At 70.2% G+C, this 16,700-nt stretch carries 14 protein-coding genes and 2 pseudogenes; 5 read left to right on the forward strand and 11 right to left on the reverse strand.

Annotation, left to right across the window (positions count from 1 at the left end):
- Positions 1-166 precede the first annotated feature (166 nt).
- Positions 167-370 (reverse strand): DUF397 domain-containing protein, encoded by a 204-nt coding sequence (locus tag AB0P24_RS26580; protein ID WP_365798127.1) that lies wholly within the window; start codon positions 368-370, stop codon positions 167-169.
- A pseudogene (locus tag AB0P24_RS26585) lies at positions 367-1,055 on the reverse strand (helix-turn-helix transcriptional regulator). The gene AB0P24_RS26580 and the pseudogene AB0P24_RS26585 overlap by 4 nt, the downstream one beginning before the upstream one ends.
- Before the next feature lie 239 nt (positions 1,056-1,294).
- On the opposite strand from AB0P24_RS26585, the pseudogene AB0P24_RS26590 reads away from it, so the two are divergent.
- A pseudogene (locus AB0P24_RS26590) lies at positions 1,295-1,779 on the forward strand (ATP-binding protein).
- 39 nt (positions 1,780-1,818) lie between these two features.
- Positions 1,819-3,045 carry a cytochrome P450 gene (locus AB0P24_RS26595; protein ID WP_365798130.1) on the forward strand — a complete coding sequence of 409 codons (1,227 nt, stop codon included), beginning with the start codon at positions 1,819-1,821 and terminating at the stop codon, positions 3,043-3,045.
- A 124-nt stretch (positions 3,046-3,169) separates the two neighbouring features.
- Here AB0P24_RS26595 and AB0P24_RS26600 read toward each other — a convergent pair whose 3' ends face one another.
- From AB0P24_RS26600 to AB0P24_RS26620, 5 genes are all read right to left on the reverse strand, one after another.
- The gene (locus tag AB0P24_RS26600; protein WP_365798132.1) at positions 3,170-4,432 is read right to left on the reverse strand and encodes a cytochrome P450; all 1,263 of its coding nucleotides are present in this window, start codon (positions 4,430-4,432) and stop codon (positions 3,170-3,172) included.
- Positions 4,429-5,043: an ATP/GTP-binding protein gene (locus AB0P24_RS26605; RefSeq protein WP_365798134.1), complete on the reverse strand. Its 615-nt coding sequence runs from the start codon at positions 5,041-5,043 to the stop codon at positions 4,429-4,431. Before AB0P24_RS26605 ends, AB0P24_RS26600 begins: the two co-directional genes overlap by 4 nt.
- Complete coding sequence (locus tag AB0P24_RS26610; RefSeq protein WP_365798136.1) at positions 5,024-5,380, reverse strand: DUF742 domain-containing protein; 357 nt, start codon at positions 5,378-5,380, stop codon at positions 5,024-5,026. The genes AB0P24_RS26605 and AB0P24_RS26610 overlap by 20 nt, the downstream gene beginning before the upstream one ends.
- Complete coding sequence (locus AB0P24_RS26615) at positions 5,377-5,835, reverse strand: roadblock/LC7 domain-containing protein (RefSeq protein WP_365798138.1); 459 nt, start codon at positions 5,833-5,835, stop codon at positions 5,377-5,379. Before AB0P24_RS26615 ends, AB0P24_RS26610 begins: the two co-directional genes overlap by 4 nt.
- Positions 5,836-5,913: 78 nt before the next feature.
- Positions 5,914-7,758 carry an ATP-binding protein gene (locus AB0P24_RS26620; protein WP_365798140.1) on the reverse strand — a complete coding sequence of 615 codons (1,845 nt, stop codon included), beginning with the start codon at positions 7,756-7,758 and terminating at the stop codon, positions 5,914-5,916.
- A gap of 955 nt (positions 7,759-8,713) precedes the next feature.
- Here AB0P24_RS26620 and AB0P24_RS26625 point away from each other — a divergent pair.
- The gene (locus AB0P24_RS26625; protein ID WP_365798142.1) at positions 8,714-9,442 is read left to right on the forward strand and encodes a DUF4142 domain-containing protein; all 729 of its coding nucleotides are present in this window, start codon (positions 8,714-8,716) and stop codon (positions 9,440-9,442) included.
- Positions 9,443-9,696: 254 nt separating this feature from the next.
- Here AB0P24_RS26625 and AB0P24_RS26630 read toward each other — a convergent pair whose 3' ends face one another.
- Positions 9,697-10,683, reverse strand: coding sequence for a GerMN domain-containing protein (locus AB0P24_RS26630; protein WP_365798144.1), 987 nt, complete (start codon positions 10,681-10,683; stop codon positions 9,697-9,699).
- Between the two features lie 302 nt (positions 10,684-10,985).
- On the opposite strand from AB0P24_RS26630, the gene AB0P24_RS26635 reads away from it, so the two are divergent.
- Entirely contained in the window at positions 10,986-11,624 is a 639-nt protein-coding gene (locus tag AB0P24_RS26635) for a DUF6518 family protein (RefSeq protein WP_365798146.1), read from the forward strand.
- A 79-nt stretch (positions 11,625-11,703) separates the two neighbouring features.
- Here the strand turns inward: AB0P24_RS26635 and AB0P24_RS26640 are convergent, their stop codons facing one another.
- Positions 11,704-12,342 carry a TetR family transcriptional regulator gene (locus AB0P24_RS26640; RefSeq protein ID WP_365798148.1) on the reverse strand — a complete coding sequence of 213 codons (639 nt, stop codon included), beginning with the start codon at positions 12,340-12,342 and terminating at the stop codon, positions 11,704-11,706.
- 266 nt (positions 12,343-12,608) lie between these two features.
- Here AB0P24_RS26640 and AB0P24_RS26645 point away from each other — a divergent pair, with 266 nt between their 5' ends.
- Positions 12,609-13,262 (forward strand): nuclear transport factor 2 family protein, encoded by a 654-nt coding sequence (locus tag AB0P24_RS26645; RefSeq protein WP_365798150.1) that lies wholly within the window; start codon positions 12,609-12,611, stop codon positions 13,260-13,262.
- Positions 13,263-14,360: 1,098 nt separating this feature from the next.
- Here the strand turns inward: AB0P24_RS26645 and AB0P24_RS26650 are convergent.
- Both AB0P24_RS26650 and AB0P24_RS26655 read right to left on the reverse strand, forming a co-directional pair.
- Positions 14,361-14,846: a hypothetical protein gene (locus tag AB0P24_RS26650; protein ID WP_365798152.1), complete on the reverse strand. Its 486-nt coding sequence runs from the start codon at positions 14,844-14,846 to the stop codon at positions 14,361-14,363.
- A gap of 334 nt (positions 14,847-15,180) precedes the next feature.
- On the reverse strand, positions 15,181-16,263 hold the full coding sequence (locus tag AB0P24_RS26655) for a helix-turn-helix transcriptional regulator (RefSeq protein ID WP_365798154.1): 1,083 nt from the start codon (positions 16,261-16,263) through the stop codon (positions 15,181-15,183).
- Positions 16,264-16,700 lie beyond the last annotated feature (437 nt).

A 16,700-nucleotide genomic window follows, 5' to 3' on the forward strand; every position in this document is an offset into this window, starting at 1 on the left:
TCCATTGCGGCGCAGGGGGCCCTTCCGCACCACGCGCCTCGGAAGGCCGCAGCCTTCCGGGCGCCGCCTGGTGCGGAGACCGTCACGGAGCCACCGCGCGGACCCGGCGCGGGTGAGCAGGCGCTCCCAAAGCGCCCGCCGGGGCGTACGCAGGGCCCTGCCCCTGTCAGAGTGCCGCGAACTCGACGAACGCGGTCCAGGCCGTGGGTTCGATGGCCAGGGGGGCGCGGGTTGTGTCCTTCGAGTCGCGGACGTGGACCGTGCCGGGGGAGGCGGCGAGCTCGACGCATTCGCCGCCTTCCTCGCTGCTGTAGCTGCTTCTGCGCCATGTCAACTGGCCTATGGGGGGCTGATGTACGTGCTCGTTCATGGCTCTCCCAGCAACTTCTCTACGTACGCCAATGATTCACGAGGAGTCAGGGCCTGTTTGCCCGGAGGATCCCGTACTTGGCCTCCAAGATCTCGATGTTCCGCCGCTCCCCCGTCAGAAGGATGTGCTCTAGCTGGCCACGCAGGACTTCCCGCCCTCCGATAGGACGCTTCAGGACCGCCTCATCGATGACAAAGCTGGCGAGCGGTGCATCACGGCCAGACAAGATCTCCTGCCGAGCCAGACGCGCGGACACTCGCTGCTCGATCAGCTCGTCATCCATGGGCGGCCGCATCATCATGAAGACGGCGCGCGCATACTCCTCCGTCTGCAAGAGCCCAGGCACTGCCTGGTTCGCATACAGATGCAGCTCAACGGCCTCCGCCTCCAACCGCGCCGCATCCCGAAAGAACGACGGATACTGAGCCCGAGCCACCTCCTCCTTGCTCGCGCACAACACCCCGCCCGCCCCCAGCACTTCATCCGCCTGCTCGATGAACCTCGGCGGCGGGATACGCCTGCCCTGCTCGAACGCCGCGATCGTCGAGGCCGAGTACCCGGTCAGCGACCCGAACCTCGCGCGATCCATCCCCGCCCGCTCCCGGAACAGCTTCAACTGCCGCCCGAACACGCACAACCCGCCCGCCCCGGACTCGTACCCCGGCTGCTGAACCTCGTCCTCCACGCCGCAGCTCCTCCCGTACGACCGTCACAGTCACCGGACTTCGCCCAACGCGCGGCGCCAGGAAACCGTCACGCCCCGCGCCGCATACAAGCGCACCGCCCACGTGTACAGCAGGCACCCGTCAGCACGTCGCTCCTGGTCAACGCTACGCAGGGGCCGCGACCGTTGACCCCATGAAGTCAGCGGCTCCCCCGAACGGGCACCTGCCACAGCACCCCGCACCCGACAGCGAATTCACCATGCGCTTCACCTCGACCCCGCGCGGGGCCCGACTCGCACGCCGACTGGTCTCGCACCGTCTGAACGACTGGGGCCACCCCTACACGGCCCCGGTGAACGAGACACTCACCCTCATCACAGCCGAACTGACCGCCAACGCCGTACGCCACGGCCACGTCCCCGGCCGGGACTTCCACCTCCGACTCACCCTGGCCAAGGGCACCTTCCGCATCGAGGTGACCGACACCCGCGCCGAGAAGCAACCCTCGCCCGCTCCCCCGGCCCCCGACTCCCTGTCCGAGTCCGGCCGCGGCCTCCACCTCGTCGCCGCCCTCGCGGACGACTGGGGCGTCACCCCTCGCCCGACCGCCCCCCCGGCAAGACCGTCTGGGCCGAACTGCGCGTACCGTACGCGGCAAGCACCCAGGGGCGATTTCCGGCCGATGCCCACCCCGTGGACGGCCGGATCCCGCTCCCTCTGTCGCACCTGAAGGTTGATCATTAACCTTGTCCGGTACGCGACACCATGAGACCAGGGAGCCACATGTCCACCGCACAGCAGGTGCCCGACATCCTCTCGGCCGAGTTCGCCGCGGCCCCCTATCCCGCCTACAAGGTCATGCGGGAGACCGCGCCCCTCATCTGGCACGAGGCCACCCAGAGCTACATCGTCTCCCGCTACGAGGACGTCGAGCGCGTCTTCAAGGACAAGGCCGGCGAGTTCACGACCGACAACTACGCCTGGCAGATCGAGCCCGTGCACGGCAAGACGATCCTCCAGCTCAGTGGGCGGGAGCACGCCGTACGCCGGGCCCTGGTCGCCCCCGCCTTCCGCGGCAGCGACCTGGAGCAGAAGTTCCTGCCCGTCATCGAGCGCAACTCCCGCGAACTGATCGACGCCTTCCGGCACACCGGATCCGTCGACCTGGTCGCCGACTACGCCACCCGCTTCCCCGTCAACGTCATCGCGGACATGCTGGGCCTGGACAAGGCCGACCACGCCCGCTTCCACCGCTGGTACACGACCGTCATCGCCTTCCTCGGGAACCTCTCGGGCGACCCCGAGGTGACGGCGGCCGGTGAGCGGACCCGGGTGGAGTTCGCCGAGTACATGCTGCCGATCATCCGGGACCGCCGCGAGAACCTCGGGGACGACCTGCTGTCCACGCTGTGCGCCGCCGAGGTCGACGGGGTGCGGATGAGCGACGAGGACGTCAAGGCGTTCTGCAGCCTGCTGCTCGCCGCCGGCGGGGAGACCACCGACAAGGCCATCGCCGGCATCTTCGCGAACCTGCTGCTCCACCCCGACCAGCTCGCCGCCGTCCGCGCGGACCGCTCGCTGATCCCGCGTGCCTTCGCCGAGACCCTGCGGTTCACCCCGCCCGTCCACATGATCATGCGGCAGTCGGCGACGGAGGTGAAGCTCAGCGGCGGCACCGTACCCGCGGGGGCCACCGTCACCTGTCTGATAGGCGCCGCCAACCGCGACGAGAGCCGCTACCGCGATCCCGACCGCTTCGACATCTTCCGCGACGACCTCACCACCACGACCGCCTTCTCCGCCGCCGCCGACCATCTCGCCTTCGCGCTCGGCCGGCACTTCTGCGTCGGCGCGCTGCTGGCCAAGGCGGAGGTGGAGATCGGCGTCGGACAGCTCCTCGACGCCATGCCCGACGTACGTCTCGCCGACGGCTTCGAACCGGCCGAGCAGGGCGTTTTCACCCGCGGCCCGCAGAGCCTGCCGGTGCGGTTCACCCCCGTGCGGGGTTGACCGTACCGATCGGTCACCGTCCGCCGGTCCACTGCCTGCCGATCCGCCGTCCGCCGCACACCGATCCACCGCTCGCCGGCGCGCGCCGGGGTCCGGGCCCCTCGCCGGGGCCCGGGGACCCGGGCTACTGCATCACCGGCGTGAACCGCACCGGAAGCGCCGTAAGGCCCCGCATCCAGATCGACGGACGCCAACTCAGGTCCTCCGGCTCCGACGTCAGCACCAGGTCGGGCAGCCGCTCCAGCAGCGTCTCGACCGCCGTCCGCGCCATGACGTCCGCCAGCAGGGGAGCCGGATAGGGGCAGCGGTGCTCGCCGTTGCTGAACGACAGGTGCGCGGCGTTCTCCGCGCCCACGTGCCCCTCGGGCCAGATCTGCGGGTCGGTGTTGGCCGCGGCCAGCCCCAGCACCAGGCAGTCGCCGGCCCTGATCTGCCGGCCGCCCAGCTGGACGTCCCGCGTGGCCCACCGCCCGATGAAGTTCTGCGTCGGTGTGTCCAGCCACAGCACCTCGTTGAGCGCCTCGCCGACGCTGAGCCGGCCACCCGACACGTTCACGGCGAACCGCTCGTCCGTGAGCAGCAGACGCAGCGTGTTGCCGATCCAGTTCGCCGTCGGCTGCTGCGCCGCCGCGATCACGGAGATCAGGTCCTGGACGATCTCCTCGTCCGTGAGACCGGCCTGGTCGGTCAGCATGCGCGAGGTGACGTCCGGGCCGGGGGCGGCCCGCTTGTCCTTCACCAGCTGCCGCAGCCGCTCGCCCACGCGCCCGTACGCCGCCACGGGATCGTCGTCCTCCCCCGCGTCCAGGGAGGCGCGCAGGTCGTCGACGAGTTGGCGGGTGTCGTCGCCCGAGGTCGGCATCCCGCACATCTGCACGGCGGCCCGCATGGGCAGGGCGTGCGCGAAGTCCGCCATCAGCTCCGCCTGGCCGCTGCCGGAGAACCGCGCGATGAGGTCGTCGGCGATCTCGCGGCAGTCGTAGGACAGCTCGAACTGGTCGACGCCCTCCAGCGCCTGGGTGATCACTCCGGCCCGCCGCCGGTGCTCCTCGCCCTCGGTGAACAGCACCGACGGCTGGTACCCGACGAACGGCAGCAGCGGCCAGTCCTGCGGGATGTTCTCCCACTGGTTCCAGCGCCGTGAGTCGCGGGCGAACAGGTCGTCGTGGCTGGTCACATAGGTGACCTCGGAGTAGCCGAGGACCAGCCAGGCGGGGATGTCGCCGTCGAGCAGGACCGGTGCGACCGGGCCGTAGTCCCGGCGCAGCGTCCGGTAGAGCTGTGACGGCGCCTGCTGGTACTCGAGCCCGCCCAGGCGTACCGCGTCGGCGTGGGCGGGGCAGCCCGGGGGCGCCGGGTGCGCGGAGGGATAGCCGGAGTCGGTCACAGTGTCGCCTCCTGGGCGATGGCCATGTCGTGGAGGTGATTGACGAGGGTGATCAGCACGTCCTTGCCGGACTGCCGGGACCGTGCGTCGCAGTCGATCATCGGCACGTGGGCGGGCAGGGCGAGCGCCTGGCGGATCTCGTCCAGGGAGTACCGGACACCGTCGTCGAACCGGTTGACGGCCACCACGAAGGGGGTGCGGTGGTGCTCCAGCCTGTCTATCGCGTACCAGGAGTCGTCCATCCGGCGCGTGTCCACGAGGACGACGGCGCCCAGGGTGCCGGAGAACAGCCTGTCCCACAGGAACCAGAAGCGCTCCTGTCCGGGTGCTCCGAACAGGTACAGCACCATGCTGTCGTTGAGGCTGATCCGCCCGAAGTCGAACGCGACCGTCGTGGTGGTCTTCGTCGCCACCGCGCCGTTCTCGTCGACGCCCACGCCCGCCTGGGTCATCACCTCCTCGGTGTTGAGCGGCCGGATCTCGCTGACGGAGCGGACCAGGGTCGTCTTGCCGACGCCGAACCCCCCGACGACGACGATCTTCAGGCCGGTCTCCGCGGTGTCGTTCAGCGGCGTGCGGTGGGAGGGCAGCTCAGAGGTTGCGGAGCCCATGGAGCACCTCTTGGAGTAGAGCGGAATCGGGCATGGCGGCGACGGACGGGGCCGCGCGCGGATGGCGGGCGGTGATGCGGCCCATGTCCAGCAGATCGCCGAGCAGGATCCGTACCACCGTGACCGGCAGCCCGAGTTCCGCGGCGATCTCGACGACGGCGGCGGGGTGCCGGCACATCTCCAGGATCCTGGCGTGCTCCGACTGCATGCCCGGCACCGGCCCGCTCTCGCTGACGATGAGGGTGACCAGGTCGAAGGAGTCGTCGGCGCGGCTGCGTCCGCCGGTGATGGTGTAGAGCCGGTCGGGATCACCCGTGTCGACGGGTTTGCGCGTCACGAGGTGCCGCTCCCCGCGGCCTGGGCCCGCGGCTCGGCCCGCAGATGCTCGCCGATCTGCTCGACCAGTTCCGTCATCTGGTGGCCGACGACCCCGGGATCGGCCTCCTCCCCGGCCACGACGGCGAGGTGCGCCCCCTGGCCGGCCTCCACGATGAACAGCAGGCCGCCGTGGAACTCGGTCATCGACTGCCGGACGCCGCCGGTGCCGTCGCCGAACTCCATGGAGGCCCCTTGGGCGAGGGCCTGGATACCGGAGCAGATCGCGGACAGTTGGTCGGCCCGGTCGAGCGTCAGGTGCTCGCTCCAGCAGAGCTTCAGGCCGTCACGGGACAGGACGAGGGCGTGCCGCGCGCCGGGGGTCTGCGCCAGGAGACTGTGCAGGAGCCAGCTGAGGCTGTTGTCGGTGGTCTGCATGATGGGTGATGGGACGGTGGTGTCCGGCTGACCGGTCACCGGCCCGTTTCTCCTATCTCACGAACTCAAGCGGAACGGGGCGCCGTCGCCCCGGACGCCGTACGGGAAGGGCTGGGACTACAAAGCCGTCGGCGGCTCGGCCTCGAAACGCGCACCCGGTCCGGCGGTACCCGTTCCGGTGCCGTCTCCGGTGGCGTTTCCGGGCTGCCGTGCGCGGTGGAAGGCGCCGAACCGCGAGCCCGCGTCGCGTGCGGGGTTCGGTGCCGCCGGTGCCGTCGCTGCGTCATCGGCCTGCCCGGACGCCCGCTGCCGCTGCTCGCGTTCGCGCTCCGCCTCGGCCATGGTGCGGCCGGGGGCACGGACCGGCAGACCGTTCGGCGTGGTGCCGTCGGGCTGCCGGAGCCGCGCGTGGTCGGGAAGCCCGGGCCGTGCGACGGGGCGCTCGGTGACCGCGGGCGGTTCCGATCCCACCGCCGCCCCCGCGACGGCGGGGCGGACGGGGGCGTCGGGCAGCGGGCGCGGCGCGGGTGCGGGCGCCGCGGGGGCGGGCGCCGGTGCCGCGGGGGCGGGCGCTGCCGCGAGCCGGGGGGCGGCCGTCTCGTGCGTGGCCAGGTCGCGCTGCTGGGCGAGCAGGTCCAGGGGCAGCAGGACGACGACGCCGGTGCCGCCGCGGGAGGAGGGACGGTAGTTGACGCTGATGCCGTACTTCACGGCGAGCCGCCCCACCACGGCCAGTCCGAGCCTGGTGCCCTGTAGCGAGGCGAGGTCGGTGACGCGGCCGGCCACGGCCTCCTCGGCGCGCCGCATCGCCGCGTCGGCCATCTTCAGGCCGCTGTCCTCGATGGTGACGACGATGCCGGCGCTGCGGTCCTCGACGTAGACGTGCACCTCGTCGATCGGCGGGGAGAAGTTCGCGGCGTTGTCCATCAGCTCGGCGAGCAGGTGCATCACACCCTCGGCGGCGAAGCCGGAGACCGCGGCGCGGGTGGAGCAGTGCAGGCGCACCCGCTGGTAGGCGGCGATGCGGCCGACGGCACCGCGCAGGATGCTCTCCATCACGATCGGCTTGTTCCAGGCGCGGCTGGACCTGCCGCCCATGAGCAGCGCCAGCCGGTCGGCCATCAGGCCCAGCTGGGAGGTACTGTGATCCAGCTTCAGCAGGTCCCCGAAGACCTCCGCGCCGTGCCGCTCCTGCATGTCCCGCAGGTCGGCGAGCATGCTCACGGCCTTGGCCTGGACGCGGCTGAGCGCCTTGGCGGAGGCGGCCTGTGCCGCGGCGGCGCGCCGCTCGCTGAGGGCGAGTTCGCGGATGAACGATTCCGCCGGGGCACGCAGCGCGGGCAGCCGGGGCAGCTCGACCTCGGCGAGCACGGTACCGGCGGACCGGCCGTCACGCAGCCGGGCGACCGAGACGGGCAGCGTCTCCCGCACCAGCCGCTCCAACTCGTTCACCGCCTGGTCGAGTTCGTGCCGGGCCTTGCGGTACTCGCCGTCCACGGCGGCCGTCCTGTGCACGTCCTCCTCGACGACGGCGGCGAAGGTGTGCACGAGCCGCTGAAGTTGAGGGTCGGACGTCGGCGGCACGCTGCCCAGCACGTCGGCCGCGCTCGCGCCCTCCCGCAGCCGTGCGGCCACGGCGGGCAGCGTCACACCGGCCAGGTGGGATATCTCGGCCGCACGCCGGTTGGCCTCCGCCCCGAGACGGCCCTTCTCCGCCTCCTGCTCGGCGGCCGTTCTCCGGGCCCGGTGGACGAGCCGGTGACCGACGAGGACGGCGACGGCCACGCACACCCAGGCGGTCACCACCACAGCCAGGGCCCATGCGAAGGCGCCGGACGGCGCCAAGGCGATCGCAACGCCGCCGGCAGCGGCGCTCGCCACCAGCACTACCGACGGTACTGCGAACGAGGTGCGCGGCACCCCCACCGGTTGGCGCTGGCGGGGTGAAGCAGACACTGGCATGGAGCGGTCCCTCGGTCTGTGCGAACAGGGGAATCAGGACGGCGGCACGGAGCGCCGCGGGCCGGAAGGGAGGTCAGCCGGTGGGAAGGCGATCTTCCGACCACGTACGGCTCATGCTAGTCACGCCGCTGTGCGGGAAGCCGCCGACGACGGCCCAGCCCGTCGGCAACCCGATTTTCGTCGTGAAACCATCGCCTGCATGTCCCGTTGTGGTATGGGGTGAGACTCCGATGGGACACAACCAAAAGGCGGGAAAACAGGAAGATCCCCCTGATGTGACGTCACATCATGCTCAGAGGTGACCATACACTGATCCGATCAGCCTCACTAGCGATCGGTTATCGGCCAATCACGCTCGTGAGAAACCCCGTTGGCACCGCGACCGCGTCGACGACCGGGGCGCCGAGGTGCAGGAATACCGGTGATCGTGAAGGTTGCGTGATGGCGGTCGCGGGGGCGGCGGCCGAGTCCGACCGTACGCCGGGCATGCCCGAGGCACTCAATCGGCCTGCGCTTTTGCGGTCCACGCCGGCCGCGGGCCGGCAGGACGGGTCGCGGCGGTGACGGGCGGCGACAACCGGTGTCCGCCGGCCCCCGTCAACCGAACGGCAACCTCCCCGCCAGGGGTCGTGGACGAGCCGGAAAGGACCAGAAGTGCGGGAATGGACCTGGCCCTTCCCGGTCGCCGCTCCATGGTCGGCCGTGAGGCGCCCGGCCCCGATAGGGCCTAACAGTCCCTTCTCCGGCCACCGGTAGGGTCGAACGGCCCTTTTTCGCGCCGTCGAGCGGAAGGCGGCGGCCGGCCGGGGAACAGCCGCTCACAGAACTGACGGCTCCTCAGAAGCTCGCCGACCACCCATCGCTTTACCCATCCATGACCATTCCAAAAGGTTCCATGGAACCCTCGCATCCGTATGTCTGTGCGTGCGGGATCCGAAGGACCGGATCAGGAGTCATGGTGCTCGTTTCACAGAAGGCGGCGGGAACTCTCGTGGTGGGTGGCGCGCTCAGCTTCACCCTCAGTTCCCTCCTCTACCCCTCCATGCTCGGAGTTCAGAAGGTCAGCAGCGCGCCCTCGCGGGTCATCGCCGCCCCGGCGACCGGGACACTGACGGAAGCCGACCGGGATTTCGTCGTCCAGGTGCGCGCGGCCGGACTGTGGGAGTACCCCGTCGGTCAGACGGCGTTGAAGAAGGGGACCACGAAGGCGGTCAGAAGCGCCGGGGAGCATCTGGTCGACGGGGACGCCGCGTTGGACGCCGCCTGCCGCAATGTCGCCAACCAGTTGGGGATCGCGCTGCCCAACCAGCCGTCGCCGCAGCAGCAGAGCCTCGAGTCCCGGCTGAACGCGGAAAGCGGCAAGCAGTTCGACACCGACCTGGCCACCACCGTGCGCACGACGAACGGCCAGTTCCTCACCACGATCGCCAGCGTCCGCACCACCACGAGGAACTCACTGGTCCGCGCTCTGGCCGACCAGGTCAACAACACCGTCCTGGACCACATCTCGGTCGTGGAGAAGACCGGCCTGGTCGACTTCGGCCAGGTCCTCGTCCAGGAGACCACCTCTCCCAACGTGCCGGCCCAGAACCTGACCCCGCCGCCCGCGGTCGCGGGCCAGCCGCAGGTCGTCCTCACTCCGCCGGCGAACAGCACGGTGTCGCCGAGTCCGGCGGCGGGGTGAGGTGAGGACCTGGGCCGAACCGCCTCCGCCGACCGGGCGGCCGTCGTGTCCGGCCCCGGCCTTCCGCCGTGCCCCGGCGGCGGGAGGCTGATCAGCACCTCTCAGGGGGGTGGGTCCACTGCCTGACCGGCGTCCGGATCAGCGCCCACCACTGGAGCGCGGGCTCCTCCCCCGGGACCGCGCCGGTCGGCCCGGGCGCCTTCGGCTGCCGGGTGTCCGGGGCACCGCCTCGCGGCGGCGGACCGTCACCGTCGTCACCGGTTCAGGTACAGCGGAACGGTGTCCACGGTCACGGCCCTGCCGTCCCGGGGAGAGAGGTAGTACGCGGTCAGCAGGCCCGGACCGGTGCGGACGGGCTTGTAGGGGAAGGTCACGTCGAAAGTGCCCCGGGTCCCGGTGCCGGATGTGGCCGTCACCCGGACGTCTGCCGCGGTGCGGCCGGTGGTGTCGGTGACCTTCAGCCGGAACACGGCCTCGAACGTGTTGGCACTGCCCCATACCCGGACGGGAGTGCGCACGGTGTCGCCGATCAGCGGGGACTCCACCAGGACGGCAGGCGCGAGATCCTCGAAGTCGGCCCGTCCCACCGGTCCGCTCAGGACGATGCCCTCGCCGCCGAAGTGCTTCACCGGCTTGCCGTCGAGCTCGAAGCGGACCGAGTGGATGGTGGCGAAGCGGGTCGTGGTGAACACGACCTGGGCGAGCCGGGCCCGCATCGACAGGCTGCCGCCGCCGTCGTCGTACCGGCCGGAGAGGTCAACGGTCGCCACATGGTTCCGGACGGTGAGGGAGCGCAGCTTTGTGCCGGACGGGATGGCCGTGGTGCGGCTGTGGTTCCGTTCGGAGCGGCTCGGGCCGTTCAGCAGGGCACGGACGGCCGCGGTGGCGGTGGCCGGAGCGGTCACGGTGCGCGGGGCGGGCGAGACCTGCTCGCCGTGCAGGAAGTACACCGCCGTGCGGATCTGCTGGGCCGCACCGCCGGTGCCGCCGCTCGCCGAGGGCGTGGGGACCGCCGTTCCCGGCGTGGTGGCCGTGGCCGACGCGGACGGCGCGGGCGTTGCGGAGGTACCGCCCGACGTGGCGCCGGCCGAGGCCCCCGAGGGCCCGCTGCTGCCGCCCGGCGCGGCCGAGTGGGTGCCCGTGCCGCACGCGGTGACCGCGAGAAGGGGAAGCGCCAACGCCGCGGTGAGCATGGTGCGGTGGTGTCGGCGGGCGCGGATACTGAGGGCTTCGCTGTTCATGGCAGCCTCCTGCGGTCCTTCGAGTCAACCCTGTGAAAAGGGGGCCCTCCAGGGCTGATCGGCACTCTTCACGAGGCCGATCGGCATGGATCGGCGGACCGTTCGGTCCCGTGGCGGAAGCACCTCGGCGCGGGTCACCGGTGTCCTTGTCCGGGCGGGCCCACCGTCGCCGCCGTCCCCCGTGCACAACGGGTGCCCACCTCTGCGGGAACTCCGCAGGTCAGAGGCTCAATGGGAGAACAAGCCAGCCCTCCTCAGCAACTACACACTGCATGTATACCTCGCATGTATAGTACGGCGGCATGTCTTCCGTAACCGCCTTCCGGCGCGACGCCCCCCTTGCCGTTCTCGCCGCGACCACCGCCTTCGGACTGCTGCTCGGCTGGGCGACGTACACCCTGCACGGGACAGCGCCCCTGCTGGACCGGGCGACCAACTCGACGTCCACCTGGATCATCTGGACCGCCGCGGCCGGCGCGCTGGTCCGGGGCCGGCGACTCGCCGTCTGGGCCGGAGCATTGATGATGCTCGCCACCTGTGGCGGCTACTACACGGCGTCCACGCTCGGCGGCACCTTCGGCAGCGGAGGGCTCGGAACCGCCGCCGTGTGGTCGCTGGCGGGGCTGGCCGGCGGGCCCCTGCTGGGATGGGCCGGGTGGACAGTGCGGCGAGGACAGGGGGACCTGCGGCCGGTGGCCGGGGCGGTCATCACGATGGTGGTGCTGGGCGAGGGGCTCTGGCTGGGGCTGGGCCTCCGCTACTGGACGGACGCGGCCGTCTTCCTGGCCGCCGGCGCGCTGCTCACCGCTCTCCTGACCGTCTACCTGGCCCGCGCCGGGGCGCACCGCTACTGGCTGTGCCCCGTGCTCGCCCCCGTGGGAGGTCTCGTCTTCTACCTTGCCGAGAAGGGCATCCTCGACGGCCTGCTCGGATCGGTCTGACTCCGCCTCGGCCGACCGCGCCGTCCACTGCCGCCTGCCAGGCGGAGCCGAGGCCCGCTTCCGGTCGCCTCCGACCCGGTCAGCAGCCGACGGACGCGTCTCCCCGGAACGCCCCGGCCACCACCGGGACCAGCTGCCGCTCGATCTGCTCCGCGGACATCGCGGCGAGCTCGGTGCCGATGGGTGCCAGCGCGAGCCAGTTCAGCAGGCCGGCCGCGCATCGCGTACGGAAGACGAGTTCCGGCTCGGGGACTCCGGGAAGGTTCGCCGTCAGCACCCGGAGGGCCTCCCGGCGGCTCAGGTCGAACTTGCCGGTCAGCCTCTCCCACCCCTGGGGCGGATCGATCCCGACGCGCGCCACGGTCCGCATCACGGCCAGGTCATGCCCGCCGGCCGCCAGCGCGCGCATCATCGGCCGGGCGAACGCCGCCGCCACGTCCTGGAGCGTCGACGTGGAGCCGAGCGGACCGAGCGCCAGAAGCTGTGCGTCCAGATACTGTTCCAACGCGTGCTCTATCGCCGCGTCACACAGCGCCTTCAGCGACCCGAAGTGGTAACTCACGGCGGCGACGTTGACTCCGGCGCGGTCCGTGATCTCGCGGAGCGTCACGCCCTCCTGGCCGCGTTGCGCGAGCAGCTCCAGGGCGGCCGCCTGTAGGCCGTCCCGCGTGCGCTGACCGGCCTCCCGGCGCAGGTCCGTCCTTTCCGCCCGTTTCACGCCATGTACCCAAGCAGATGCTTGAGTACATCGTCAACAGACGCCTCGCGAAGGGCGCCCCGGCCCGAGCACACGGGATCCCACGAGGACCGGACGCCCGGGCCGCCACTCCGGATCACCGCCACAGCGCCGCCCTGACCAGCCATGACGCGGCCAGGTACGGCGCCGCGGCCACACCACCACACAATTCAAACAGTTGCTTGACAGCATGCACCGGCGACCATAAAGTCAAGCAAGCATTTGATTTATTACTGGAGGAGCACGACATGAAGCTGACAAGCCGGAAGTCGATCACTGCCGCGACGGCGGTGGCCGTCCTGGGCGGTCTTTCCATCGCCGCGGCGCCGACACAGGCCGCAGGCCCCGTCCACAGCGGTGCGACGGTCCACGCCGGTGCCGCGGCCGACGGGGGCCTGACCGCTCGCGACCTGGCGCGGCTGCCGCTCACGGACCGCCACCTGACCGCGCACGAGAAGGCCAATCTCGCGGTGGTCCTGCGCGCGTACCACGCGGCGGAGGGAAAGAGCCTCGACGTCGACACGTTCGTCGGCAGCTTCGCCGAGGACGGTGTCTTCAACGACATGGTCGCCGGCAAGGCGTACCGGGGCAGCACACTCGGCGACGTGCTGCCGTACATGGCGAACCTCTTCCCCGATGTTCACCGTGACCTCAAGCGCATCACCGTGCACGGCGACGTGATCAGCATCGAGCTGTCGATCCAGGGCACCTTCGAGGGGCCGCTGGAGTCGCCGGCGGGGACCGTCAAGCCGACCGGCGCGAAGGTCGACGTGCCGACCGCCGACTTCTGGTACCTGCACGACGGCAAGGTCGAGAAGTTCAACTGCTATCCCGGGTACTCGACCATGTACGCCCAGATGGGCGTGGACTTCGACTGGGCCTCGGCGGTCGACCACCACTGAGCCGTTCCCGGCGGGTGACGCCCGGCTCCAACGGCCGCACATCACCCGCCGGTTCCCGCCACACGTAAGAGCAGGCAGCCGTCGCTCAGCAGCGGACCTCCGCGGCGCGGACCTCCGCTCACAGAGGCACCCTCCGAGGGGGGTGCCTCTGTGTTTTCCGTCGAGCGGGGCAGAGGGCTCCGGGTTCACGGAAGGCGCCGTCGCGGACCCTCGCGGACAACACGCCGATCCGCTGTCGGCGCCGGCCGGGCGTCGGCGTCGTATGCGCGCGGCCACGTCACGCGGACCTGCCGCGGGCACCAGGCCGTGGCCGGATGTCTAACCCCAGGAGTCCATAGCACCCATCCGATACAGCGGATTTACTTGAAGAATGTCCATTTTTATAGTGCTTACTGATACTTTTTCGCTTGTCGTTTTACTGCCAGGCATCTTGATGAAGCCTTCGACTGTCGCGGCCGGACCCCTGCCCGGACCAGGCTGTACCTCGTCCCGATGTTGCCGCTGCCGCGTCTCGACACGCGCAAGAGACAGGAGAAGAAGTCATGAAGCGCACGTTTTTCCTGAAGTGCATCCGGCTCTGCACCGCGGTCGCCGCGTTGTTCTGTGTAGGACTGACGGCTCATGTCCTCCCCGCCTCCGCATCGGAGCAGGCCTCCCAGGTCAAAGCCGATGCGGACTGCCCTCCGGCGCTTCACTGCGACGACACCTCCTGGGGCGGCTGATCCGCGTCAGCCCGGCCCGCAGGACCCTGAACCGCATGTTCCCTGTCACCCCACGGGGATGACACCGCAGGAGTGACGAGGCCGGCCGTGCCGGCGCATCAGGCGTGCCCCACCCGCCGATGCGTGTCCTTCACCGTCACCATCCCCCTGCGACGGATCGCCAGCTCTCGAAGTCGCCGCCCCCCCTTCCAGGCACTTCCCCCGTGCCCGTGAGCGTCGCTCTGGCGAATGCCGAAACACCCGCGCACAGTTGCCTGTTGCCGCCCCGCCGCGGGCGCTCGTCCGCGCGCACGGCGTCCACCGGCACGTCATCCGCCTGCCCGACCCGCGTACGTCACGGGTCGGGCACGCGGGGTTTGCGCCCGCCGAGGAGCCGTCAGTCGTGGAGCGTCAGCTCCATCAGAAGCGCGAGGCTGCGTTGACCGACCATGGTGCAGCCGAAGCCGATCGGAATGTACAGCACCTCACCCGCCAGTAATCGGTGCCGAAAACTGCCCACTTCGGCCGGCCAGCCATCACCCAGTGGCGAGAGCTGGATCTCCAGGGCGCCTTGCAGCATCACGGCGAAGGTGTCAGCCGTGATCTCCCTTTCCTCGTCGCTTTTCCCCGCAGGAACAACGCGGTACGTGACACCGACCCGCCGCTTCAACACCTCACCGAACAGCAGACCCATGGCACGGGCGGTCTCCTCGACGGACGATTCGGTCTTGTCGTGGGCCGCCACAAGGGCCTGCACGACCGACGCGTCACCCCGGGGCCACACCACCGCGGCACTGCGACCGCCATGGGTACGGAAAGACGCCAAGATGTCTTGGAGGAAGTTCTCCAGGTCCGAATGAAAATTTGGTGCCAGGTTGTCCATACGCCTCTCTCCAGAGCAATATTCCGTCGAAGGGAGGTGGGAGTCTATCCGGTCGCCGGACCGCCCTCAGACATTATCTGGCAGTGCTTCACAGGGAGCTGGTTTCACTGTCAATCCGTTGCTGTGGCTCGCATTTTCCCGAGGGAAACTCCGACAGCACGCTCTGGCCGTGCGGACGGATGGACAGCTCTCTTGACGCCGGGCATCGAAGTACGCGGAGAATCGATGCCCCGTAATTCAGAAGGCGTTTCGGCAGAATCACCGGACGCCGCCGCAGCGGACGCCCGTGCCCGCCACAGCGGCGACTATGCCGCATCGTCGTGGTATCCGAAAGTCACGCGTCTTCGGGACCCTGCTCCGGAGGCCGGTGCGCGAGTTGGGCTTTCGCCGCGAGCACTCCCGCCTGGAAGCGGCTGTCAGCCCCCAGACTGTCCATGATGTCCGCGATATGCCGACGGGCCGTACGCAGGGACATACCCAGCCGGCGGGCGATCGACTCGTCCTTCAGGCCCGCGGCCAGCAGGTCCACGATGGTCTGGTGGATCTCCTTCGCCACGCGTTCCAGACCGTCCTGGGCCGCGTCCGAAAACGGGGTGGCCCGAACCCAGAACTGCTCGAATATGTCGTAGAGGTAGCAGACGACAGCGGGTTCTCTGACCGCGACCGCCCCCCACTCCCCTCTGTCGTCCGGTAAAAACGCGAGGCTGCGGTCGAAGATGATCAACCGGCCGAACAGTTCGTACGACGTTCGGTATTCGGCGCCCAGAACGGTCGCCGCGGCGACATAGGCCTGACTCGGACCGTTGAAGCGCGCCGTGTGGTGGTAGAGCGTGCGCATCCGCACCCCCCGGGAGAGGAGCGCGTGATCGCGGCCCAGTGCCTCCTCCATCGCCTCGGGGATCCGGCCGTTGCCGCCGGGCTGGCTGCTGACCACTTCCTCCCTGCATTCCGCCGAAGCCCGGTTCAGGGCGGCCCGTACCTCCTCCAGCGTCGGGATCAGCTCCACAGTGGAGTCCCGGCTACCGGGCCGCTGACTAAGGAAACGATTACGCAGTCGGTCGATTTTTCCCTGAATTCGGCTGAGTTCGGCCGTCTGGCGGCGGATCGAGTCGTTCAGGGGCTCTGTCAGCGTGTCGGCCACGGCGTCGGGGTCCACCGCGACGACCTCGGCGGGGCCCGACCTCACGGTTCTGATCAGGCCTGCGCTGCTCAACCGCGCCAGTGCCGCGGCGGCGCGCTCGGGAGGAAGACCGAGCCCGCAGGCCACCTCGTCGGCGCGGGAGTCCCCTCCGTCGACGATCCATCCGTACACGAGGATGTCGTCCTCCTCGAGTCGGGGAGGTTCCGGCGCTTTCGGTTCGTTCATTCGTTCAGTATCCGTACAACTCGGCCCGGACGAGGAGGAGTACACAGGCACGCCGGTGCCGTGTCGCGTGACCTTCGCAACAGGCCACGCCACCCGGGCGCAGCGGGATCGGCGGCCACGGGTCCCGGTCGTGACGCCCCCGGCGGCAGGTTCCCGCCGGCGGTTTCCCGGAAGCGCTCGTGCCCGCCGCCCGGCCCGCGCTCCGGCCCCGGTAGCGGTTCCTCGTGACTTTCCGGCCCCATGGAACAAGGAAAGGATGATCAAGGAAAAGACGATCGACGCCGAAACGCCGAAATCCCGGTCCGCCGCCCGGACCGCGCGTGAGCTCGCCGGTGCCGGCCCGCGCGGGGATACGCGTGTCGGCGTTCCCGGCGCGGAGAAGGTCATCTGCCGCGCATTCCGAAGAGTCACCACGGGGTGGCCCCCGCCCCGGCCCCGGGCGCCCCCGGCTCAAGGGGAAAAGAAGGCGCCCCGCCGCACCACCCCCC

Origin of the sequence: Streptomyces sp. NPDC086519 (assembly GCF_040686075.1) — a bacterium.
Classification (GTDB): Bacteria; Actinomycetota; Actinomycetes; order Streptomycetales; family Streptomycetaceae; genus Streptomyces; species Streptomyces shenzhenensis.

Excerpts from the sequence above, each read along its gene's own strand:
- AB0P24_RS26650 (WP_365798152.1), bottom strand. The coding sequence starts at position 14,846 with ATGGACAACCTGGCACCAAATTTTCATTCGGACCTGGAGAACTTCCTC.
- AB0P24_RS26620 (WP_365798140.1), bottom strand. The coding sequence starts at position 7,758 with ATGCCAGTGTCTGCTTCACCCCGCCAGCGCCAACCGGTGGGGGTGCCG.
- AB0P24_RS26605 (WP_365798134.1), bottom strand. The coding sequence starts at position 5,043 with ATGGGCTCCGCAACCTCTGAGCTGCCCTCCCACCGCACGCCGCTGAAC.
- AB0P24_RS26635 (WP_365798146.1), top strand. The coding sequence starts at position 10,986 with ATGTCTTCCGTAACCGCCTTCCGGCGCGACGCCCCCCTTGCCGTTCTC.
- AB0P24_RS26630 (WP_365798144.1), bottom strand. The coding sequence starts at position 10,683 with ATGAACAGCGAAGCCCTCAGTATCCGCGCCCGCCGACACCACCGCACC.
- AB0P24_RS26645 (WP_365798150.1), top strand. The coding sequence starts at position 12,609 with ATGAAGCTGACAAGCCGGAAGTCGATCACTGCCGCGACGGCGGTGGCC.
- AB0P24_RS26580 (WP_365798127.1), bottom strand. The coding sequence starts at position 370 with ATGAACGAGCACGTACATCAGCCCCCCATAGGCCAGTTGACATGGCGC.
- AB0P24_RS26625 (WP_365798142.1), top strand. The coding sequence starts at position 8,714 with ATGGTGCTCGTTTCACAGAAGGCGGCGGGAACTCTCGTGGTGGGTGGC.
- AB0P24_RS26595 (WP_365798130.1), top strand. The coding sequence starts at position 1,819 with ATGTCCACCGCACAGCAGGTGCCCGACATCCTCTCGGCCGAGTTCGCC.